This is a genomic window from Mesorhizobium sp. B2-2-4, assembly GCF_006442375.1.
Lineage (GTDB): Bacteria > Pseudomonadota > Alphaproteobacteria > Rhizobiales > Rhizobiaceae > Mesorhizobium.
This window is the reverse complement of record NZ_VFWB01000007.1, coordinates 315,605-337,317: the sequence shown is the minus strand read 5'-3', so window position 1 is coordinate 337,317 and position 21,713 is coordinate 315,605. Positions and strand designations below refer to the sequence as shown.

Genomic DNA, 21,713 nt, shown 5'->3' with positions numbered 1-21,713 from the left:
GACAACAAGGGAAGTGGAGGAAGCCAGGCGGGTCTTCCCTGTTGAAAATGAGTGCTTAATCGCAGCCCGGGTATGAGAGGCCGGTCGTGCTCTCCAGCTTGAGCTTCTGGTCCCTCAAGAGGGCGCCAGTAAAAAATAAGCGCCGGCGACCAGTGTCGATGTCAAACAAATCGCCATTGCCACGACCACCTTGGTCGCGAAGCGCTCAGCTCTCGCGCAAAGCGCGTCAGCAAAATCGTCGCTCTGGATACTTTTCAAGAGCGGCTTGGTGTCGACGCCAGCCATGTGATTGTCGTTGTCGGGGATTGTGACACGGTCACGGCCATCAGTTTTGATGGAACCAGGGGTCATGCTTTGCCTCACGAAGCGTCGGATTGACATCAGCCACCATTCGACGGAGCTGCCGGATTCGCCGATGCGGACGGCACTTTGGCTTTGGGAGCGTCAATCTTGACGCCGAATATTTTTTCCGCCTGCCAGAACAATGGCCACGGCAGCGCTGCCGCCAGAATTTACCACAGCGGGCCCGGCTGCCATGATCGGCCTCCAGTTGAAGATCATTAGCAAACGCAACGCACGCTTCCTACCGGCGGTTCCACTGCTAGGGCTTGGGTCCTATTGAACATGCGACCAAAGTCAGATCGTGGCGCGCAAAAGGCCCAAACCCGCGGTTGTTTGGAACTCACGCGTCTAAGAGCGATTGCCTGACAGGCCATCGAACGATGGTTCCCCTGATCGATGGCCAGCATTGGGAGCCCTTGCCAACCCTGGCAATCCTTCGGGCGCCACCGCGCTTCGCGTCAAGCCCAACGAGAGAGAAAGGAAGCAACAATGAGAACCGATCTTACAACCGTCGTAGCGGGATTCCTGCTGCTTGCCGGCATCGGTGCCGCCGCCGCACAGGATGTGGTCATTCAGCCGCAGGACGAAACCGTCATACAAGAATACGTAAAGAAACAGCCTCTGGCCTCAGTCAAGATTCCCGGCGTCGAGCTCAACGTCGGGACCGCCCTGCCCGACACGGTCGAGCTTCATGAAATTCCCAACGTCAAATATCGCTACGTCGTCGTGGACAATCACACCGTCGTCGTGGATCCCGGCACACGCAAGATCGTAAAGATTATCCAGTGAGCGCTTGAACGCCACGATCCGTCGTTTCAGGTCGGCGGATCGTGGCAACGTTCGCCGAGGGCCCATAGCCGACGGCGCGCCTCGGCGCACGGTCGCCGAGCCGCCGCTAAGAGACCCGGGTGGCACCCGTTGGTGGCGGCTAGGCTCTGCAGAGCATTGAAGTAGAGTTAAGGTGGTGCGGACGACGGGAATCGAACCCGTACGATCAGAGATCGAGGGATTTTAAGTCCCTTGCGTCTACCAATTCCGCCACGTCCGCGCGCCTTTCGTTTCAACTACCTAGGCGATCTCGTCAATCGGGGCCCATGCAGTCCCAAAAAAGCGTTGTGCAAAACACGTTCGTTTTCATTCGCCCCGCACCGATTCTTCGTCCCGCAGGGGCGACCGGTATCGGTCAAACAGCGATCGGATGGAGCTTCAGATGCTGGATCAGGATGATGGTCTTGGCGTCGATGATGCGGCCATCGGCAATGCCGGCCAGAGCCTCGTCGAGCGGCATTTCCAGCACCTCGATGTCCTCGCCTTCGTCCGCTGCGCCGCCACCGGCCGAAATGCGGTCGGCGGGCGAATAGAGGGCGGTGAAGAACCAGAGCCGCTCGGTGACGCTGCCCGGGCTCATATAGGGCGAAAACAGCCGCTCCACATGGTTCAGCCGATAGCCGAGCTCTTCCTCCGCCTCCTTGCGGATGCAGGTCTCCGGATCGTTTTCGTCGAGCAGTCCCGCGCAGGCCTCGACCAGCGGTTCGCGGTGGCCGGTGACATAGGCGGGATAGCGGAACTGGCGCACCAGGAGCACGGTTGAACGCTGGGGATCATAGGGCAGGATCACCGCGCCATCGCCGCGATCGTAAGTCTGGCGGATTTGTGTCTCCCATTGTCCGTCGCGGCGACGGTAGTCGAGGACGGTCTTCTTCAGAATCGCCCAGTCGTCGGATAGGATTTCTTCAGAACGGATGCGGATACGATCTTCCATCGGCTGCCTCCACGTTGCCCGGGAGGCGTAGCCGCGAATCGGCGTTCACGCAATCGGGGCAGCGGTTGGTCCAGTAAGCATTTCACTCTCTCGTGTGTGGCATGGCGGCGATCGATCGCCTAAATAGCGCATCCTATTCCCGGAGTTTCGTTCATGACCACATCGCTTTTCCAGCCGATCACGCTCGATGGCTTGAGCTTTCCCAACCGCATCGCCGTCGCGCCGATGTGCCAGTATTCGGCCGAGGACGGCTCGGCGAGCGACTGGCATCTCCACCACTGGATGAACCTGGCAATGTCCGGCGCCGGCATGGTCACGGTCGAGATGACCGATGTCGAGCGGCGTGGCCGCATCAGCCATGGCTGCCTCGGCCTCTATTCCGAAGACAATGAAGCCGCTGCGCGCCGCGCCCTGGACGCAGCAAGGCGCGTGGCCGCACCCGGCACCAAATTCGGCACTCAGCTTGCCCATGCCGGCCGCAAGGCCTCGAACCGCAAGCCTTGGGAGGGGGGCGGACCGCTGCAGCCGAACGAGGATCCTTGGCAGACCGTCTCGGCCTCGGCAATCGCCTACGATACCGGCTGGAACGTGCCGCGAGCGCTGGAGGAAGAGGAGATCCTCCAGCTCATCGAGCGGTTCGCCGAGGCGGCGAGGCGGGCCGAACGCGCGGGCTTCGACTTCATCGAGCTGCACGCGGCGCACGGCTATCTGATCTTCCAGTTCCTGTCGCCGCTCTCCAACCAACGCACGGACCGCTGGGGCGGCTCGCTGGAAAACCGCATGCGTCTTGTCGTCGAGATCGCCAAGGCGGTAAAAAAGGCAGCGCCAAACCTGATGCTGGGCGCCCGGCTGTCGGTCAAGGATTGGGTCGATGGCGGTTTCGACGTCGAGGATGCGATCGAAGTGGCGAAAGCGCTGAAGGCCGAAGGCGTCGCTTATCTCTGTTGCTCGAGCGGCGGCAATTCGCCCTTGCAGAAACTGCCCTCCGGCCCCGGCTATCAGGTGCATCTGGCGGAAGCCGTGCGCAGGGGCGCCGGCATCCCTACCCGCGCGGTCGGTCTGATCGACGATCCCAAGCAGGCAGAGGCGATCATCGCCGAAGGCCGCGCCGACATGGTTGCGCTGGCGCGCGCCTTCCTCGCCGACCCGCGCTGGGGGTGGCGAGCGGCCGCCACGTTCAGCGAGACGATCCATCCCGCGCCGCAGCTCGCGCGCTCGGTGACGACGATGCAGCACTGGATGAAGGCGGCGGGCTGAGCGACCCTTCCGAGAAGGGCGGAACGCGTCGTCGAACGACCGCGCAATGGAGCTTCCAAGGAGGTCTGGGACGTTTGGGCGCAGGCTGAGGACACGGTTGCAACCAAATTGACTGCTTTGCGTTGCGGCCATGATGGACAACAAGCCTTTTGAAACACCGGTCGTGGTCGAACTCGGCCATGTCGGCAAATATCGCCACATCCGCAGTACCCAAGAGGCGGCGGAGTGCCTGATGACGGTTTGGCCGCTCAATCGCGGCCCCCGTCATCGTGATGCTCTCGACACTTGCCTCAAAGTGCTGGAAGGTTATCGTTCGACAGCGGATGCGCGCCGGGCCCTTATCGAAGCCGCCAGGGAATCGGAAGTGCTGGTGCCAGACGACAAGCTGTCCGACGACCGCCTGCATTGAGCGGACGGACCTTTAAACCGGAGGTTTTTGATGGCGAAGCTGACTTACAAGATAGTCGAGCATGACGGCGGCTGGGCCTACAAGGTCGGAGCGACCTTCTCGGAGACGTTTCCCACGCATCAGGACGCGTTGCGGGCCGCCGAGATCGCTTCAGCCGAGCAGCAGGTCGCGGGGTCGACGGACGGCATCCAGTACGAGGATGCCGACGGCAAATGGCATGAGGAACTGGCTGATGGACGCGACCGGCCGCAGACCGAGGTTTCCGACTGATCTTTCAGCCCAAAGCCCGATCGCCCCAAAGGCCGGCCGCCCCGGAGCGCCGACCGCGGACGTCGGGAGAGAAAACGTCCTACGGTCAGCAGGGAGCTTACGGCTGATTATTTGCCGCAGTACTGGTCATTGACGTTGCCTTGAGCATTGGCGTCCGGACCTGGAGTGTTGTGAGCACATGGGCCCATCCCACCGGTATTGCCTTGGGTGCTCAACCCGGAGCCGTATGCGTTGATGCTCCCGGTGGTGCTCTGGTCGATGGCTGATGAATCCTCATTGCCGAACAGCGACCAATTGTTCCACCAACTGTCATGGTTGTAATACCTGCCGTCAGTCGACTGCGCCATCGCCGATGTGGCAAGACCGGCCGTCAGAACGAATGCCGCGAAAAGTTTTTTGTACATTGGATCACTCCGTTTTGTCTTCGTCGCCTTGGGTGCGACACGGGGCAAACCAGTCATCAGCCGAATGGTTCCTTGAATTCGTTGTGAAGCGTCGGTGAAGCGACGATCCACGGCGTGGACCACAAGCATCGCCAGCAGGAGCAACGCCGGCAGGCACCGGCGGCACAACGATCAGCCGTGCAGCTTCGCGGCGATTTCGGCGACGCGCCCGCCCTGGAACTTCGCGCCTTCGAGTTCCTGCGCCGAAGGCTGGCGCGAACCGTCGCTGTCGCTTGTGGTGGTCATGCCGTAGGGCGCCCCCCCACGCACGACATCGTTGCCCATCTGAGCCTGATAGGCATAGGACAGGGGAACGATGATCATGCCGTGGTGCTGAAGCATGGCCTGGGTGCTAATCAGCGCCAGTTCCGCGCCGCCGTGCTGGGTCGCGGTCGAAGACATCACCGAGCCGATCTTGTTGATCAGCGCGCCCTTGACCCATAGCGGGCCGGTCTGGTCGAAGAAGTTCTTCAGTTGCGCGCACATCATTCCGTAACGCGTCGAGGCGCCGACGATGATCGCGTCATAGTCGCTCAGTTCCAGCGGGCTGGCGATCGCCGCTTCCTGGTCGAGCTTGTAGTGGGCGGCCTTGGCGACCGCTTCGGGCACGAGTTCGGCGACGCGCTTGATGGTCACCTCGGCACCGGCTTCGCGAGCGCCTTCGGCTGCGGCCTTGGCCATCTGCTCCATGTGACCCCAGCTCGAATAGTAGAGAACAAGTACTTTGGCCATTTGCGTCTCCTTGACGTGATGATCCTCGCCCGCCCCAGCCACGCCAGGGTACTTAGGGCGCCAATATTCGGGGAATACCGCGTAGGCGGGCACAGTTTGTTCACCGGTCGGGTGGCATTGCCGCTGGCCGCGTGCCGCGCTATTTCAGGCGACCCCGTTTTTGCCGGAGCCTTCGATGTCTGAAATCGTTACCGCCGCCATGCTCGTCATCGGCGATGAGATCCTGTCCGGCCGCACCAAGGACAGGAATATCGGCCATCTGGCTGACATCATGACGGCCATCGGCATCGACCTGAAGGAGGTGCGCATCGTTCCCGATGAGGAAGACGAGATCGTCGCAGCGGTAAATGCAGTGCGGGCCCGCTATACCTATGTGTTCACAACCGGCGGCATCGGCCCGACCCATGACGACATCACAGCCGATTCGATTGCCAAGGCCTTCGGCGTGCCGTGCGAATACGATGCCAAGGCCTATGCCCTGCTGGAAGCAAGCTATGCCGCTCGCGGCATCGAATACACCGAGGCCCGCAAGCGCATGGCCCGAATGCCGCGCGGCGCCGACCATATCGACAATCCGGTGTCGGTCGCGCCCGGATTCCGCATCGGAAATGTCCACGTGATGGCGGGCGTGCCCTCGATCTTCCAGGCCATGCTCGACAATGTCGTGCCGACGCTGAAAGCCGGCACGAAAATGCTGTCGGCAGCGGTGCATTGCCCGTTCGGCGAAGGTCTCGTCGGCGGGCCGCTGGGCGAGATCCAGAAAGCGCATCCGGACACGATCATCGGCTCCTATCCGAAATACGGCGACGGCAAGTTCTGGACCGAACTGGTGGTCCGTGCCCGCAGCCAGGAGGCCCTGGACGCTGCGCGCGCCGATGTCGAGGCGATGGTGGCCGGCTTTGCCAGTAGCGCGAGCTGATCCGGTCCAGGCCGGAACCAAGCACAACGCGGCGACGTTTCCTTGCCGCGGGCGGATCGCTCGCAAAATGAGGGGATCACCATGCGCTTCAAGACCATCGTCGCCATTCTGCAGAACGAGCAGGACGCGGAGCGCGTGCTCGACTTCGCCATTCCGCTTGCCGGCCGCTTCCAGAGCCATCTGATCGGCATCCACGCCGAAGCGCTTCCGGTGCCCTACACCTCGGCCACCGGCTTCCCCGACACCGAGTTCCTGCAGGTTTCGGCCGACATGAACCGTGAACGGGCCGAAAAGCTGCGGGCCGCGTTTCTCAGGCATATCGAGAATTCCGGCCTGTCCTTCGAATGGCACAGCCTGGAGAGTTTTTCCGGCGACAGCGCCCTGACCGGCATTTCAAGCGTGCGTGCCGCCGACCTGATCATCGCCGCGCAGCGCGAGACGGGCGGCGATGCGAGCGCCGACGTCGACACACTGGTCTACGACGCCGGACGGCCGGTGCTGGTAGTGCCGCACCTGGGTCCGCTGATCACCACCTTCAAGCGTGTGCTGCTTGCCTGGAACGGCAGCAAGGAGGCCGCACGCGCCGCCTTCGATGCGCTGCCCTTCATCATCGAGGCCGACAAAACCGACATTCTGGTCATCGATCCGCCGGACACGCTCGATGAACGCCCCGAGGCCGCCGGAGCGGAAATCGCTTCCGCCTTGTCGCGTCATGGCGCCAGCGTGAGTGTCTCGGTGCAGAGATCGGGCGGCACCTCGGTCGACGAGGTGATCCAGACCAGGATCGCGGAGACCGGCGCCGATTTGCTGGTGCTTGGCGCCTACAGCCACTCGTGGCTGCGCCAGCTCCTGTTCGGCGGAGTGACGCGCTCCGTGCTGCGCACCGCGCCGGTGGCGGCTTTCCTGTCGCGGTAAGTTCACAGTGTCGTTTGCGGCCGCTCTTGCCAAGCGCGAGGTTTTCCAGTTACTTCCGCGCGCATTCCCCTGTTTTCTGCGCGCGACCGCGCGTGCTGCGGAGTGCGCGAAAGATGTCCCTTCCCGAAAAAGCCTTTCCGGTCTCCTGGGACCAGTTCCACCGCGATGCGCGCGCGCTCGCCTGGCGGCTTGCCGGCACCAACAAGGCGCAATGGAAAGCGATCGTCTGCATCACGCGCGGCGGCCTCGTGCCGGCGGCGATCATCTCGCGGGAGCTTGGCATACGCGTTATCGAGACGGTCTGCGTCGCCTCCTATCATGACTACAGCAGCCAGGGTCAGCTGCAGGTGCTGAAGGAGGTCACGCCGGCCCTGCTTGCCGACGACGGCGCGGGCGTGCTGATTATCGACGACCTGACCGACACCGGCAAGACGGCTGGCATCGTGCGCGCCATGATGCCGAAGGCGCATTTCGCCACCGTCTACGCCAAACCGAAGGGGCGGCCGCTGGTCGATACTTTCGTCACCGAGGTCAGTCAGGATACCTGGATCTATTTTCCCTGGGACATGGGCTTCACCTACCAGAAGCCGATCGCCGACGATCACGCCGGCTGATTCGCGGCAAGCAACCTGCTGCAAATCGAGCCGCAGGGAAGTCTCATCCACTAGGCAAAGGGTCTCGCGAGGCTGGCTGGCGCGCGGAAATCGGCGTCTATTGGCGAAAATCGGCCATCCTGATGAAAGTTTTTACTTTTATTGCCGATAATTAGCCGTAAGATTCGTGAGACGGCAAACGATTCTGGAGGCTGGGGCTAGCTTCTCCGATGCTGACGAGGCCAACGACGCACAACCATCTGGCCGAAAGGGTCCGGCGACTCTTCGGCACCGCGCCGTGCCGTCTGCAGGTAGCCGCCCTGCCCTGGCGCGAAACCGGAAACAGCGTCGAGATCATGCTGATTACCAGCCGCGATACCGGCCGCTGGGTGCTTCCGAAGGGCTGGCCTGAAGCCAGGGAGCCGCTTTGCGAAGCCGCGGCGCGCGAGGCTGTCGAGGAAGCCGGACTGCGCGGGACGATCTCGCATCTCGAGGCCGGCCGCTACTTCTACGCCAAGGCCCTGGCCTCCGGCGAGGAAGTGCCGTGCGAGGTATTGGTGTTCCCGCTGCATGTCGACAAGGTCGCCGACCATTGGAAGGAAAAACGCTCCCGCACCCGCAAATGGGTCAGTTCGAGCGAAGCGGTGCGCATGGTCAACGAACCGGATCTTTGCCAGATCATCGCCTATTTCTGCGCCGACCCGCGTCGGTTTGCCTGAACCGGGACCGGCCGCGCCACCAAGCAGCTCGGACGGGGGCGCCTGCGGCGTGAATGCTTTTCTAATGAAGACGTAATAGGATCTGATCCGATCCTGGCGTTTTACCGATGACAAATCCCGCAAATCCCAATCCAGAGAGATCCGACGAGCACAAGCGCGAGCATCGCCAGCGCGTGCTCAAGGGCGGCACGATCATCACGGGCATCTCGAATTCGGAAGTTGGCTGCACGCTGCGCAATCAAAATGAAGGTGGCGCCGAACTCAAGGTTCCGCCCGAAGCAACGATTCCGGATCATTTCCTTCTCTATGTGCCCGTCGACGGCATCGGCTATCGATGCGAGGTCCGCTGGCGCCGCAACGGCCGGATCGGGGTGCACTTCACCGGAACCGAGCCGAAGCCCAGGACGCATTACGGCTGATCCGCGACGCCGGATGCGCCAGATGGTCTGTGCCTGGATCACGCCCCGGAGCCGTCGCGAAGCCTGACAAGCGCGTCTTTGTCCCCTCGGCCGGGGGCTACCGCGGCAGCTCCATTCTATCCCCGTTATCCACATGTGTGACACACAAGATGTTGAGGTCACAAAAGCTACGCAAACGAATCCTTGACGGCGCAAAACGAGTCGCCTTTTATAGGCCATGCGCTCCTGTTGAGAGCGCGACCGGAAAGTTCTGAGCCCGGTCTTTTTCCCGGATTATGTGCGTTTTTCCCCACATTTCCGCCTGTTTACGAGGCTGGCGGAAGCGTTGGGATTGTGGGGCGTGGGCGATAAAAGGGAGAATTGTCGGACTGGAATAAATTGTCTGTTAACACTATATTTAGTGTTTGCAGGCAGGTTCGACGCTAGATAATGTGAATTTCCCTCGAGTGAGGGAATCGGAAAAAATCAGTTTTGAGGGACCCGCGGGTTCGTCGGTGAGTTGGACAGGCGCTTCGCAAGAAGTTTGACCAGCAAGGCGGACGAAGACCGCGAAAATGGAGAGCCGGCCGTTTTCGAACGCCGGCAGACGGCGGACATGCGCGTTTCGCATTGGGAGCAGAAATCTCCTGACGAAAGCGCTATATATAGACAAAAGGGACCGGACCAATGCGCATCGAGCGTCGTTTCACCAGACAGGGACAATCGGCTTACGCGGAGATCGAATTCCGCAAGGCGCTCTCCGAGATCAAGAATCCGGATGGCTCGGTGGTGTTCCGCTTGGACAATATCGACGTGCCGGCGCAATTCTCCCAGGTCGCCGCCGACATCCTGGCGCAGAAATATTTCCGCAAGGCCGGCGTCCCCGCGCGGCTGAAGAAGGTCGAGGAGAACGATGTTCCCTCCTTCCTGTGGCGCTCAGTCGCCGACGAGGCCGAACTTGCCAAGTTGCCGGAAGCCGAGCGCTACGGGTCCGAGATCGACGCCCGCCAGGTCTTCGACCGGTTGGCCGGCACCTGGACCTATTGGGGCTGGAAGGGCGGCTATTTCAAGTCGGAGGAAGACGCGCGCGCCTTCCGCGACGAGCTTGCCTACATGCTGGCCACCCAGCGCGTGGCGCCGAACTCGCCGCAATGGTTCAACACCGGCCTGCACTGGGCCTATGGCATAGACGGCCCGAGCCAGGGCCACTTCTATGTCGACCCGTTCACCGGCAAGCTGACGAAGTCGAAATCCTCCTACGAGCACCCGCAGCCGCATGCCTGCTTCATCCAGGGCGTGCAGGACGACCTCGTCAATGAGGGCGGCATCATGGATCTGTGGGTGCGCGAGGCGCGCCTGTTCAAATACGGCTCGGGCACCGGCTCCAATTTCTCGCTGCTGCGCGGCGAGGGCGAAAAGCTGTCCGGCGGCGGCCGTTCGTCCGGCCTGATGAGCTTCCTCAAGATCGGCGACCGCGCCGCGGGCGCCATCAAGTCGGGCGGCACGACGCGCCGCGCCGCCAAGATGGTCATCGTCGACGCCGATCACCCCGACATCGAGGAATTCATCGACTGGAAGGTCAATGAAGAGCAGAAGGTCGCCTCGCTGGTGACCGGCTCCAAGATCGTCAAGAAGCATCTCGAAGCGATCATGAAGGCCTGCGTCAACTGCGAAGGCCATGACGACGACTGCTTCGACCCCGCCATCAACACGGCGCTGAAGCGCGAGATCAAGGCGGCCAAGAAGGACGCGGTGCCGGAGAACTACATCTACCGCGTCATCCAGTTCGCCAAGCAGGGCTACACCTCGATGTCGTTCAAGACCTACGACACCGACTGGGATTCCGACGCCTACCTCACCGTCTCCGGCCAGAACTCCAACAATTCGGTGTCGCTGAAGGACAATTTCCTGCGCGCCGTCGAGGATGATGCCGACTGGCATCTCACCGCCCGCAAGGACGGCAAGGTGCTGAAGACGCTGAAAGCCAGGGATCTCTGGGAAAAGATCGGCTACGCCGCCTGGGCATCCGCCGATCCGGGCCTGCACTTCAACACGACGATGAACGACTGGCACACCTGCGCCTCCGCCGGTGCGATCCGGGCCTCCAACCCATGCTCGGAATACATGTTCCTCGACGACACGGCCTGCAATCTCGCCTCGATCAATCTGCTCCCCTACCGCAATGCCGACGGCACGATCGACATCGCTGCCTATGAGCATACGGTCAGGCTGTGGACCATCGTGCTGGAAATCTCGGTCATGATGGCGCAGTTCCCGTCAAAGGAGATCGCCAAGCTCTCCTACGACTACCGCACGCTGGGCCTCGGCTATGCCAACATCGGCGGCCTGTTGATGACCTCGGGCATTCCCTACGATTCCGATGAGGGCCGCGCCATCTGCGCCGCGCTCACCGCCGTCATGACCGGCACCGCCTACGCCACCTCGGCCGAGATGGCGTCCGAGCTCGGCGCCTTCCCCGATTACGACCGCAATGCGCAGAACATGCTGCGCGTCATGCGCAATCATCGCCGCGCCGCCTATGGCGACAAGGACGGCTACGAGAAGCTGGCCGTCAACCCGGTGCCGCTGGTCGCTTCCGACCTCAAGCAGCAGGAGCTGGCGACGCACGCCAAGGCTGCCTGGGACCGTGCCATCGAACTCGGCGAGGAGCACGGCTATCGCAACGCGCAGGCGACCGTCATCGCGCCGACCGGCACGATCGGACTGGTCATGGATTGCGACACAACAGGCATCGAACCCGACTTCGCGCTGGTGAAGTTCAAGAAGCTTGCCGGCGGCGGCTATTTCAAGATCATCAACCGCGCCGTGCCGGAAGCGCTACGCACGCTGGGCTATTCGGAAAGCCAGATCGCTGAGATCGAGGCCTACGCCGTCGGCCACGGCAATCTCAACCAGGCTCCCGGCATTAACCCCGGCTCGCTCAAGGCCAAGGGCTTCACCGACGACAAGATCGCGGCGCTGAATGCCGCGCTGAAGTCGGCCTTCGACATCAAGTTCGTCTTCAACCAGTGGACGCTGGGCGCCGACTGGGTGAAGGAGACCTTTGGCTTCACCGACGAGCAGCTCAACGACTTCTCGTTCGAGATGCTGCCGGCACTGGGCTTCTCCAGGAAGGACATCGAAGCCGCCAACATCCATGTCTGCGGTGCGATGACGCTCGAGGGAGCGCCCTTCCTCAAGGCCGAACACCTCCCCGTGTTCGATTGCGCCAGCCCCTGCGGCAAGATCGGCAAGCGCTCGCTGTCGATCAACAGCCACATCCAGATGATGGCGGCGGCACAGCCTTTCATTTCCGGCGCCATTTCCAAGACCATCAACATGCCGAATGACGCCACGGTGGAGGACGCCAAGAACGCCTACATGCTGTCGTGGAAGCTGGCGCTGAAGGCCAACGCGCTCTACCGCGACGGCTCGAAGCTCTCGCAGCCGCTCAATGCCTCGCTGCTCGCCGATGGCGAGGAGGACGAGGACGAGGCGATCGAACAGCTGGTCGCCGCGCCTGCCGCGCAGCGTGCGGTGCAGGTCACCGAAAAGATCGTCGAGCGCGTCGTCGAGCGTCTCTACCGCGACCGCGAAAAACTCCCGAACCGCCGCAAGGGGTATACGCAGAAGGCGGTCGTCGGCGGCCACAAGGTCTACCTGCGCACCGGCGAGTTCGACGACGGGCGTCTCGGCGAGATCTTCATCGACATGCACAAGGAAGGCGCTGCCTTCCGGGCGATGATGAACAATTTTGCCATCGCCATCTCGCTCGGCCTGCAATATGGCGTGCCGCTCGAGGAATTTGTCGAAGCCTTCACCTTCACCAAGTTCGAGCCGGCCGGCATGGTGCAGGGCAATGACGCGATCAAGAACGCGACGTCGATCCTCGATTACGTGTTCCGCGAACTTGCCGTGTCCTATCTCAACCGCCACGATCTCGCCCATGTCGACCAGTCGGATTTCGACAAGACGGCACTTGGGCGCGGCATCACCGAAGGCAAGGCCACGCCCTTCTCCAAGGGCCTCTACCGCGGTGCCTCGCCGGTCAAGCTGGTGTCGGGCGCCGAACCCAAGGGATTCGGCGGTTCCGCCCCGGCCACGGCCCCTGCCCGCGTGGCGCCGACGGCCTTCTCCGGCTCCAACGTACTGGCGCTGAAGCCGGCGAGCGACGAGGCCATCGCCTACAAGCGCGACTATGAGGAACGCGCCAGGGAGCTGGTCGAGGACATCGCCGAGGAGGAAGCCGAAGCCTCCGGCGTCGAGGGGCTGTTCACCGACACCGCCGCGCATGAGGCCGCGGAAGCCAAGGCGCTTGCCGCCACCCGGCGCCAGCAATCGCTGATGCAGGGCTACACCGGCAACGAATGCTCCGAGTGCCATAACTTCACCATGGTGCGGAACGGCACCTGCGAGAAGTGCGACACGTGCGGAAGCACCAGCGGGTGCAGTTAACGTCAACAGGTCTCACGGTCGCGGAAACGCGATCGTGAGGCTTTTTTTTGAGGGAGCGTTTCACCTAGGGGTGAAAAAAAGAAGAGGAACTAGAGAATGTCCGAAAAAGCCCTGACGGCATTTGGATCCGCGTGCCGGGAAATCAGAATGGCAAGAAAGCTGCGGATGATCGATCAAGCAAAGGAGTTCAACTGCTCGCCTTCATTTATTTCTGCTGTGGAAACAGGAGTTAAACAGGTTCCGGAAGGGTATGTAGAGAAATTTGGAAATTGGCTGAACTTGGATCTCATTACAAAAAAGCATCTGCAAGCTCTCGCAGATGCTCGAATCAACGTCATACGATTTACACCGATCAACAAAGAGCGCGCCGCACTTGCCAGAAGATTATTCAGGAAGATCAACAAGATGTCTCCTGATGAGATTCGAAAACTTGATACGGACCTCCCAGGAGACGAAAGATGAGTCACGACTATTGCGTGTCCCCAAAGAGCCGCGCTGAGATCGAGATATTGGCAGCAGCATGGCGCCAAGCGTTGCGGATACCAACCGCTTGCCAAGCCCCTGATCTGGTTAGTGTTCTTGAAAACGAGATGCCACGGCTGTTTGGCGATTTCGCACTGGTCGTCAAAGATGATTACGATATGGACGAAGCAGAAGGGTACACCGAATTCGATCCTCCTCGCATTGTCTTATCGGCAACAACTTATCAGTCTGCGGCTAACTTTGAAGGGCGCGGCAGATGGACAGCTGCCCATGAGCTAGGGCACTTGGTCCTTCACAAATCTGCTGTTCCCCTCGATCGGGCTCCTACCCGATATTCCAAAATGAAGGAGTTACCCGCATATGCGAGCGCGGAATGGCAGGCCAACGCGTTCGCCGCCGCGTTTCTTATGCCGGAAACCCTAATTCGAGACTTCACTGACATTTCAGAAATTATGACGTTCTTCGCCGTAAGTCGAACAGCGGCCGAGAATCGCCTCAAAAACCTTGGGATTTCCGAACCACGGATAGTTCCGCTTCAGGTCAGAGCGGCAATTGTGCATTTGCAAAACAAAACTGAAATACCAAAGCCGACTCGTTAGAGCCGACTTTGGTTGCCGCGAAAAAGGCCGAGGCCCCCGCGGGGCGAAGAGGTTGATTTCCCTCTCCTGTAGCAAGGTCATTATAGGGGAACATCTTCCTTAGAGTCGAGGTAGCTCCGGCGCATAACAGCTATGAGGACGTGGATATGTCAAACAAAGAGCGTAAAACCTTCGACGTTGGCCGGGACTCCAAATCCGGTCAGTTTATTCCAGTCAAAGAAGCCGAACGCCGGCCTAGTACGACCGTTGTAGAGCGGGTTCCAAAACCCGGATACGGCGACACAGGAAGCGAGCCGTCTCGTAAAAAATAGCCATCCTGGCAAATCGGGTGAGTAGTGTTCTGACGGTAGTCCGTCATGCACCCCTCACCCGACCCCGCCACATCGAACAACTTTTCCACGAGGGAAGAAGAGAACGTCCGACTCCTCGCCCTCCATCGTCTCCAGGGGACTTCTGTTTGCAATCCGAAGCGCCTCGGGGAGGAGGCATGATCGATCACATCACCATCGAAGTGAGCGACCTCGAGCAAGCTTTTCTACGAAAAAGCCTTTGCCCCTTTGGGCTACAGCCTCGCCTTCGGCAAGGACGGCATCTTCTGGGCCTTCGATGTCGGCAAGGGCTGCCTGTTCGAGATCCAGAGCACGGGTCAGGCACCGCCGCTCACCCATGTGCATGTCGCGTTCCGGGTGAAGATCAAGGCGGAGGTCGATGCGTTCCATCGGGCGGCGCTCGAAGCGGGCGCGGCGGACAATGGCGCGCCCGGTCCGCGCCCGGATTACGCGGAAAATACCACGCCTGCTTCGTGCTCGATCCGATGGTTATAATATCGAGGCGATGATCAACGACGCGTAGCGTGGCAGCGCCTCCTTCGCTTCGTCACTCCAGGGCGAAGCAAGGAGCGAAGCGAAGCGCGCAGACCCTGGAATCCATTCCGTGACTTTGAAGCGTTTCCGCGATGCAATCCTGCTCCCTTTGCACTCTTCGTCGAGGGCACGGAATGGATCCTCGGGTCGAGCCCGAGGAGGACGAAGGCGCAGGGCGAGCCTCTTCGCTAAGGGAAAGGGTGAGCGGGCGGTCAGCGAAATCCTGAAATTGCCGCTGACAGCCGATCCGGCGGCGCAAAAGCGACTGAAACGGAGCCGACGGTTTAATCGGCGTCGGCCACCATTTGGCGGCCGCCGGCCCAGGCGCGCCATTGCCGTTCGTCGCCGTGGAAGACGTTGAGATCGATGCGGCCGGTTACGCCGTGCGACAGGCCGGAGCCGGAATATTGCCAGAACAGCCATTTGCGGCCGGGATAGACTTTTGAGGGGTGCTGTGCCACGGCGCGCAGCCAGAACGAATAATCGAGGAATTCGCCGCGAAGATTGTCGCGGTAGAAATCGGGTGCGGTGTAGATGATGGGCCGCTGGCCGTAATGGCGTTCAAGCTTGTCCATGAACACCTGCATCTTCTCCAGCACCTTTTCGCGCGTCGGGCGCCGCTTACAGCTGGATTCGCCGTTCCATTCGACGTCAATCACCGGCGGCAAGGCGCCCTCGACCCTGGGCACGTTGCGGATGAACCAGTCGGCCTGCTCGCCGGCGGTGCGGCACCAGTAGAAGAAGTGATAGGCGCCGCGCTTCAGCCCTGCGGCGTCGGCGTTGCGCCAATTCCTGGTGAACATCGGATCGAGATGGTCGCCGCCGTCGGTCGCCTTGATGTAGGCGAAGTTGGCGCCTTGGGCGCGCAGCTTCTCCCAGTTGACGTTGCCTTGCCAGCGCGACACGTCGACGCCATGCACGGCAAGGTGGCGGGGCGAGGAGCGGCCGAAATTGATCGGCTTGGCATCGCGAAAGCCGTAGCGCGTGACAGGCCCGGCCAGCATCGGCGGTGCCGCCCGCGACAAGAGCTTCGGCGGCGATACAAGCGCCGCCGGCTCGACGACCGGCGGCTCGACGCTGTCCGGCAGGTCGGGCGCCGGAAACGCCACCGTCTCTTCCTCCGCCAGGCCATAGGGCCGGACATTCTCGTCCACCGGCGTGGCTTCCGCCACCCTCCGTTCGGCTGCCATTCTCCGTTCGGCCTTGGTCACTGGGGCGGATGCGATCGGCGCGCTTGGTCGCACCACCGAGTTGGTGATCTCGTTCGACGGCTTCTGGATGTCCAGCGCGTCCATGCCGGATGTCGACGAGCAGCCGGCAAGGCACAGCGTTGCGATCACGAAACTGACGGCGCCTGGTAACCGCATCTGGACCTGTACTCAAACACAACAGACCGAAGGCAACGGCCGACGGACAAACCAGGTCTAGTTATGAACGAGAAATTACCAATAAAGATTGAATCAAGTTTTTAAGCATGTTCGGCACGGTTGCGGGTGTGGGCCGTGCGCGACGACAAGCGCAATCTACGCCTGCCCCATCCTATCGCCTGAAGACGCCGATCATCGGCCCCAGGTTCCAGTAGTCGTCATTGCGGCCGATGGCCGGCGCGAGCAGGCTCGATATCGACCCGTCGAGGAACAGCGCATTGTCGCAGCCGAGCCCGTCGCGAAACAGGCGTGCGAATGCATGGAATGTCACCGTGCCATTCGAAATGGCGAAGACGACGACGCCGTCCTTTCGCACCCCGACACCGTCGCGCGTCTTGCGCGAGGTGCTGTCGGCCCGGAATTTCTGGTGCAACTTGCCGTTGATCACCAGCATCGGCCCGGACTGCGTGGCATAATCGGTGGGCGGACGCTTCTTTAGGAAATCCCTTGTCGCGCGGACCGCGGCCTTGCCGTCGCTGATGTAGAAAATACCATTGGGCTGGAGCGAAAAATTGCCTCTTCCCGACCCGACCTTCGCTGAGGCCAGTTCCTGCCCGCGCTCGACATACAGGCCGACCGGCGCGAGATTTGGATGGTACATTCCGGCATTGATGGCGAACAGCATCGTGCGCCCGGCCCGCCGCTGGGCGTCGTCGAGATTGTGCAGCGATTGATAGGGCTTGCCGGCCGGATCCTTCCAGAACAATTCGATCCGATATTGCCTGGGATCGACCTCGCAGACCAGGTAGCTGGTGGCCTCGAAGACGAGGTCGCGGCACGGCGGCAACGAGGCGAACCATTGGCCGACCCCCATGATCGCCGCCGCCGACGGCAGCGCGGTCTTGATCAGCGCGAGCAGTAATGGCGCGGATTGGAGGACAGTCAAAAGATCCATGCGCGCACCGGATTTCCAGTTCCAACGAGCCGCCGCCAGCATTCGCCGGCACGACGCAAGAACGGTCCCAAGCGGGAATGGATCAAACGGCCAAGGTCGAAGTGCGGCTGCCGACGCAAGACATCGGCGACATCATTGAACAGAGCTGACGAGCCGCTCGTCGCCGCCAAGGATGGAAACCCAGCGACCGCTGTTGTCGCTCGCCTGTCTCTTCAGGTAGCGATAGCCTGTCTGGTTCCAGAGGCGAACCTTGTCGCTGAGATTGTCGAGGACGAAATCGCCCTTGTCGGTGCGCACCGTAAGCACTGCGTGGCCTTCGCCGTCGGGCTTGCGCACCACCGTCATCAGCAGATTGGCAATGGCAATGCCGGCGGCCTGGAGTTCGCGCTGCTTTTCAAGCGCGTAGTCTTCGCAGTCGCCAAACCCGTTATCGGGGTAGGCCCACCACTCATCCTTGCCGTAGTTGTCCATGTCGCTCATCGGCTTGACGCGGGTGTTGACCGAGAGATTTACGGCGGAAATTTCCCGCAACAGCTGGCCGGTCATGCTCTCCGGAGCGTTGGCGGGCGAGCGGATGGAGCATTCGGCAGAATGGACCTTGCAAAAATCATAGTGCCCGATCGGCTGGGAGGTTTGCCCGCCGATGGTCATGGAAAGCGGTCCCGCATTCGCCAAACCCGCGGCCGAACAAAAAGCCGTCAGCGCCAACGCAAACCCCAAACCCCTCGCCTTGCGGCGCCAACCCACCGAGGATGCCATACGGCCCCACCCATCTATTTTTGTTAACAGAACGTTAAAGATGGATTTTGCCTGGAGTCAATGAAGGCGGCCGATCACATCTTTGGCGATCGACTCATGCCCGACCGGGGTTGCGCCGAAGCAACACCGGCTCGCACATTCCTGGAGTTGCCTTTTAGTCCCTTGTTTGACGCCGGCGGAAAACCGCTGCGCGCTTTCCGGGATTGCTTCAGGCAAGCCATCCCATCGCCAGGCCCAGCAGCAAGGCGATGCCGAGCACGCCGCGATAAATGACGAAAGGCCAGGCTGAGAAGCGTTCCAGCACGCGCATCAGGCCCCATATGGCGAAGAAGGCGGATAGCGAGGCGACGACCAGGCCGACCGCGAGGATCGACCAGCCATGGGCATCGAGATGGGCCTTGTGCAGTTCCCAAAGCTCCTTGAGACCGGCGAGTGCGATGGCCGGCAGCCCAAGCAGGAATGAAAAGCGCGCCGCTTCTTCCCGCTTGAAGCCGAGCCCCAGTGCCGCCGTCAAGGTCGAACCGGACCGCGAGACGCCCGGGATCAATGCGCCGATTTGGGCGATGCCAACGAGCAGCGCATCGGCCATGGAAGCCTGGCCCATGGTGCGCGCATGGCGGGCACGGAGTTCGGCCAGCGCCAGCAGGAGTGCCATCACGATGCAGGCCCAGCCGATCACCCCGAGGCCGCGCAGCGGCGAATTGCAGGCGTTGAGAAGGCCAGACAGAGCCACGCCGGCGATGACGATCGGGATCGTCGCCAGCACGATCCAGAGCGCCAGCCGGAAATGTCGGTCGGCCAAATCGCGCCGTTTCAAGGCACTGACCGAACCGGACAGGATGTCCCTGACATCGTTCCAGAAGTAGCTGATCACCGCGGCGAGGGCTGCAAGCTGCATGGCGGCGGAGAAAGCGGAGCCGGGATCCCGCCAGCCCAGCATCGCCGGGACGACGCGCATGTGGGCGGTCGAGGAAATCGGCAGCAGTTCGGTGATGCCTTGCACCAAGCCGAGAAATGCGACCTTGGCGTAGCCCAGGCCGACAAAGCCCATGTCCATGCCTTGCATGCAGCTGTCGGCCATGTCGAATTCCATATATGAGAGATCGAGTGCGCTGAAGACGACCGCTGGCGATCGGCCCGGGCAAGCCATACCGCCATGGGCCGGAAAATCAATTTACGGATTTGTGAACTGGCGCCCGGGAATGGGTCACCGAGTGCGGAAGGCGTGTCGAATATCAACACCGCGCCGCCTCGGCGCGCTGGCAGCGCCAGGCAGTGTCCAGACCGGGCCGGCGGGCCGGTCTGCAAAAACTGGAGGAAATCACGATGCGATCAGGGGCACAGCCAGAGTTTCTGGCACGCCCTGGCGATCACGTGCGCCGGCGGGACAACCGGCTCCTCGACGGAAGGCCGACGCGCCCGTTCGAGCAGCATGCGCACCTGTTCCGGGCGCACACGATCGCGCTCCATCACAAGCAGGACCATCGGATCGCTCAAAAGCTCGTCCAGGGTACTGATGCTGTCGTTCATCCGTCGTCTCCTCGAATGCCGGCCCGCACCGGTTAAATAGGGAGACAATGATGGCTCGCCAATGACGCTTTGCCGGCTTTCGCGTGACTGTTTCGGTTATTTCGTGACTGTTTCGATTAATTTTGGTCACGGTAACGTAACTTCACCCTTCTGTTGGCCCGAAGGGTGGATGCGGCAATGCCGCACTTCATCCAGCACGGCTCAACCGTCTCGGCGCTCGAGCGCAGATCCATTTTCTTTCCTAAGGCGAGAAGGGAGGCCAGAGGCCTCAGGCAGGCGGCGCGCCTTCGTGCTGCGGCAAGCCGTCATCGAGCGCCACCCAGGGCTGCTTGGAGGCGGTCCAGATGTGCATCTGCGGCTTGAAGACGGATGGATCGTCGAGTGACCCGGTGGTGACGCCTATAATGCCGGCGGCATCGCGCCGCGAAAACATCGTCGTGCCGCAGCTTGGGCAAAACCCGCGCTTAATATCCGGCGAGCTGTTCACGATCGCGAACGGCCCTTCGACCGTCACATCGTCGATGCGAAACAGCACACGCGCATTGAAGGCGGCGCCGATCGCCTTTTGACAAAGCCGACAATGGCAGATGCGTTCGTTGACAGGCTCGACGTCGGCGCGATAACGCACCGCCCCGCACAGGCATCCGCCCTGATAGTTAGCCATTGCCGTATCCATTCCCGAGAAGATTTGATGCGAGACTATCGAGGCCGGATATCGGGTCAATTCAAAAGCATTGATACGATCCCATTGACTGCAGCGATAAAACTGCCGGCCGCCTCGAGGGAGACCGCCGGCAGCCAATGCCGGCAAGCTATTCGGTTTCGCCGACCACCTCGTCCCAGCTCTTCACCTTGGTCTCGCCGTTGAGGAACGGCAGCGCGGCGGCCGTCAGCTCTGGAGCGAAGAAGACGTCGTAATGGGTGCGGTTGGGCAGGATCGCCAAGCGGTTCCGTGACAGGTTTTCACGCATCCAGCCGGCGTCCTTCAAACCGCCGCCGAGCATCTGGTAGAACTTGATCTCGTGCTCGGGCTTGTACATGTCGCTGTCGCCGTAGGCCAGCATGACCGGCATCTTCAGCTTGGGAACATCGGCCGAGTAGTCGTAGTTCTGGCGCATGAAGTTGCCGAGCATGTCGAGCAGCTTCGGGAACTCCTCGGGATGCGGCGCCACGGCGACGTAGGATTTGTACATCGGCGTGTCCTTCATGAAATCGGCCGCTGCCGCGCTCACCTGTGCCTGCTGCGGGCGCATCTCGTCATAGAACCCGTCGGCGGCATAGCCGGTCGAAACCAGCACAAGCCGCCTAACCGTTTCGGGGTGCTGGACGGCCATGCGGAAGGCGACACCGCCGCCCAGAGAATAACCCATGACGTCGACCTCGCCGTAACCAAGCCGTTTGACGATATCAGCCATGTCGTCGCCCATCGCCTCCAGCGTGAACGGCCGGTCGCCAAGCGCGGTGCGGCCATGGCCTTGCAGGTCGACGGTGATGACAGTGCGATGTTCGGCAAGCTTCGGCAGAATGGGGGCGAACATGTCCGCTGTGCCGAGACCGCCATGCAGCAGAAGCAGCGGCTCGCCTTTGCCGTGGACGGCATAATAGTAATTCAGGCCGTTGATCGGCAGCAGGCCGGATTTTTCAGGCTTCGGCGATGTCTTCGCTTCGGTCATCATGGCAGATTTTACCTCTTTTGCGTTGGTGATGCCCGGACAGGCGAGAAGCGCCGCGGCCGAAGCAAGAATGGCGAAAAGCAGGGCTTTGGACATATCAATCTCCTCCAGTCTGTCCGTGTGTCGGTGCGTTCTTGAGCTGGCTGGTGCATCGGCCCCAACCCGCGCAAAAACCGATCGAGAATATTGGTCTGACCGGCTTCCGTCCCAAGGACGAACCGGCGAAATGCAAACCGACATCATCAAGAAGAAATTCCGGGGCTTTCCCGT

23 protein-coding genes, 1 tRNA gene and 1 pseudogene are annotated in these 21,713 nt (G+C 61.4%); 13 read left to right on the top strand and 12 right to left on the bottom strand.

Annotated elements, in window-relative coordinates; all coding sequences use genetic code 11:
* Positions 1-114: 114 nt before the first annotated feature.
* Complete coding sequence (locus FJ959_RS20275) at positions 115-351, bottom strand: hypothetical protein (protein ID WP_140558506.1); 237 nt, start codon at positions 349-351, stop codon at positions 115-117.
* A 480-nt stretch (positions 352-831) separates the two neighbouring features.
* Here FJ959_RS20275 and FJ959_RS20270 point away from each other — a divergent pair, with 480 nt between their 5' ends.
* Entirely contained in the window at positions 832-1,131 is a 300-nt protein-coding gene (locus FJ959_RS20270) for a DUF1236 domain-containing protein (protein WP_140493726.1), read from the top strand.
* A 173-nt stretch (positions 1,132-1,304) separates the two neighbouring features.
* On the opposite strand, the gene FJ959_RS20265 is transcribed toward FJ959_RS20270, so the two are convergent.
* A tRNA-Leu gene (locus FJ959_RS20265) sits at positions 1,305-1,390 on the bottom strand.
* 135 nt (positions 1,391-1,525) lie between these two features.
* Positions 1,526-2,104: an NUDIX domain-containing protein gene (locus tag FJ959_RS20260; protein ID WP_140522089.1), complete on the bottom strand. Its 579-nt coding sequence runs from the start codon at positions 2,102-2,104 to the stop codon at positions 1,526-1,528.
* A gap of 153 nt (positions 2,105-2,257) precedes the next feature.
* Between FJ959_RS20260 and FJ959_RS20255 the strand changes: the two genes are divergently transcribed.
* The 3 genes from FJ959_RS20255 to FJ959_RS20245 all read left to right on the top strand — a co-directional run bounded on the left by FJ959_RS20255 (position 2,258) and on the right by FJ959_RS20245 (position 4,040).
* A complete protein-coding gene (locus FJ959_RS20255; RefSeq protein WP_140522087.1) occupies positions 2,258-3,361 on the top strand; it encodes an NADH:flavin oxidoreductase/NADH oxidase in 1,104 nt (367 codons plus the stop codon).
* A 130-nt stretch (positions 3,362-3,491) separates the two neighbouring features.
* The gene (locus tag FJ959_RS20250) at positions 3,492-3,770 is read left to right on the top strand and encodes a DUF982 domain-containing protein (protein ID WP_032920128.1); all 279 of its coding nucleotides are present in this window, start codon (positions 3,492-3,494) and stop codon (positions 3,768-3,770) included.
* A gap of 30 nt (positions 3,771-3,800) precedes the next feature.
* Entirely contained in the window at positions 3,801-4,040 is a 240-nt protein-coding gene (locus tag FJ959_RS20245) for a DUF2188 domain-containing protein (protein WP_140493732.1), read from the top strand.
* 107 nt (positions 4,041-4,147) lie between these two features.
* On the opposite strand, the gene FJ959_RS20240 is transcribed toward FJ959_RS20245, so the two are convergent.
* Together FJ959_RS20240 and wrbA are read right to left on the bottom strand one after the other, a co-directional pair.
* A complete protein-coding gene (locus FJ959_RS20240) occupies positions 4,148-4,444 on the bottom strand; it encodes a hypothetical protein (protein ID WP_140494988.1) in 297 nt (98 codons plus the stop codon).
* Between the two features lie 171 nt (positions 4,445-4,615).
* A complete protein-coding gene (gene wrbA / locus FJ959_RS20235; protein WP_140517663.1) occupies positions 4,616-5,215 on the bottom strand; it encodes an NAD(P)H:quinone oxidoreductase type IV in 600 nt (199 codons plus the stop codon).
* Between the two features lie 175 nt (positions 5,216-5,390).
* Here wrbA and FJ959_RS20230 point away from each other — a divergent pair, with 175 nt between their 5' ends.
* The 9 genes and pseudogenes from FJ959_RS20230 to FJ959_RS20190 all read left to right on the top strand — a co-directional run bounded on the left by FJ959_RS20230 (position 5,391) and on the right by FJ959_RS20190 (position 15,148).
* Positions 5,391-6,134 (top strand): competence/damage-inducible protein A, encoded by a 744-nt coding sequence (locus FJ959_RS20230; RefSeq protein WP_140631690.1) that lies wholly within the window; start codon positions 5,391-5,393, stop codon positions 6,132-6,134.
* Between the two features lie 81 nt (positions 6,135-6,215).
* Entirely contained in the window at positions 6,216-7,049 is an 834-nt protein-coding gene (locus FJ959_RS20225) for a universal stress protein (protein WP_140493736.1), read from the top strand.
* 113 nt (positions 7,050-7,162) lie between these two features.
* A complete protein-coding gene (gene gpt, locus FJ959_RS20220; RefSeq protein ID WP_140493737.1) occupies positions 7,163-7,663 on the top strand; it encodes a xanthine phosphoribosyltransferase in 501 nt (166 codons plus the stop codon).
* A 209-nt stretch (positions 7,664-7,872) separates the two neighbouring features.
* The gene (locus FJ959_RS20215; RefSeq protein WP_140493739.1) at positions 7,873-8,361 is read left to right on the top strand and encodes an NUDIX hydrolase; all 489 of its coding nucleotides are present in this window, start codon (positions 7,873-7,875) and stop codon (positions 8,359-8,361) included.
* Between the two features lie 107 nt (positions 8,362-8,468).
* Entirely contained in the window at positions 8,469-8,780 is a 312-nt protein-coding gene (locus FJ959_RS20210) for a PilZ domain-containing protein (RefSeq protein ID WP_140493741.1), read from the top strand.
* Positions 8,781-9,446: 666 nt separating this feature from the next.
* Positions 9,447-13,214: a vitamin B12-dependent ribonucleotide reductase gene (locus FJ959_RS20205; protein WP_140631687.1), complete on the top strand. Its 3,768-nt coding sequence runs from the start codon at positions 9,447-9,449 to the stop codon at positions 13,212-13,214.
* Between the two features lie 96 nt (positions 13,215-13,310).
* The gene (locus FJ959_RS20200) at positions 13,311-13,676 is read left to right on the top strand and encodes a helix-turn-helix transcriptional regulator (protein WP_140631684.1); all 366 of its coding nucleotides are present in this window, start codon (positions 13,311-13,313) and stop codon (positions 13,674-13,676) included.
* The gene (locus FJ959_RS20195; RefSeq protein WP_140631682.1) at positions 13,673-14,296 is read left to right on the top strand and encodes an ImmA/IrrE family metallo-endopeptidase; all 624 of its coding nucleotides are present in this window, start codon (positions 13,673-13,675) and stop codon (positions 14,294-14,296) included. Before FJ959_RS20200 ends, FJ959_RS20195 begins: the two co-directional genes overlap by 4 nt.
* Positions 14,297-14,783: 487 nt before the next feature.
* A pseudogene (locus FJ959_RS20190) lies at positions 14,784-15,148 on the top strand (VOC family protein).
* Between the two features lie 295 nt (positions 15,149-15,443).
* Here the strand turns inward: FJ959_RS20190 and FJ959_RS20185 are convergent.
* The 7 genes from FJ959_RS20185 to FJ959_RS20155 all read right to left on the bottom strand — a co-directional run bounded on the left by FJ959_RS20185 (position 15,444) and on the right by FJ959_RS20155 (position 21,539).
* Positions 15,444-16,526, bottom strand: coding sequence for a GH25 family lysozyme (locus FJ959_RS20185; RefSeq protein WP_140631679.1), 1,083 nt, complete (start codon positions 16,524-16,526; stop codon positions 15,444-15,446).
* A gap of 172 nt (positions 16,527-16,698) precedes the next feature.
* Positions 16,699-17,481 carry a phosphodiester glycosidase family protein gene (locus tag FJ959_RS20180; RefSeq protein WP_140631677.1) on the bottom strand — a complete coding sequence of 261 codons (783 nt, stop codon included), beginning with the start codon at positions 17,479-17,481 and terminating at the stop codon, positions 16,699-16,701.
* A gap of 132 nt (positions 17,482-17,613) precedes the next feature.
* The gene (locus tag FJ959_RS20175; RefSeq protein ID WP_140517673.1) at positions 17,614-18,240 is read right to left on the bottom strand and encodes a transglutaminase-like cysteine peptidase; all 627 of its coding nucleotides are present in this window, start codon (positions 18,238-18,240) and stop codon (positions 17,614-17,616) included.
* A 208-nt stretch (positions 18,241-18,448) separates the two neighbouring features.
* Positions 18,449-19,321, bottom strand: coding sequence for an undecaprenyl-diphosphate phosphatase (locus tag FJ959_RS20170; protein WP_140631674.1), 873 nt, complete (start codon positions 19,319-19,321; stop codon positions 18,449-18,451).
* A 251-nt stretch (positions 19,322-19,572) separates the two neighbouring features.
* On the bottom strand, positions 19,573-19,770 hold the full coding sequence (locus tag FJ959_RS20165) for a hypothetical protein (protein ID WP_140493757.1): 198 nt from the start codon (positions 19,768-19,770) through the stop codon (positions 19,573-19,575).
* Positions 19,771-20,038: 268 nt separating this feature from the next.
* A complete protein-coding gene (locus tag FJ959_RS20160) occupies positions 20,039-20,434 on the bottom strand; it encodes a GFA family protein (protein ID WP_140631672.1) in 396 nt (131 codons plus the stop codon).
* A 148-nt stretch (positions 20,435-20,582) separates the two neighbouring features.
* Positions 20,583-21,539 carry an alpha/beta hydrolase gene (locus FJ959_RS20155; RefSeq protein ID WP_140631669.1) on the bottom strand — a complete coding sequence of 319 codons (957 nt, stop codon included), beginning with the start codon at positions 21,537-21,539 and terminating at the stop codon, positions 20,583-20,585.
* Between the last annotated feature and the right edge of the window lie 174 nt (positions 21,540-21,713).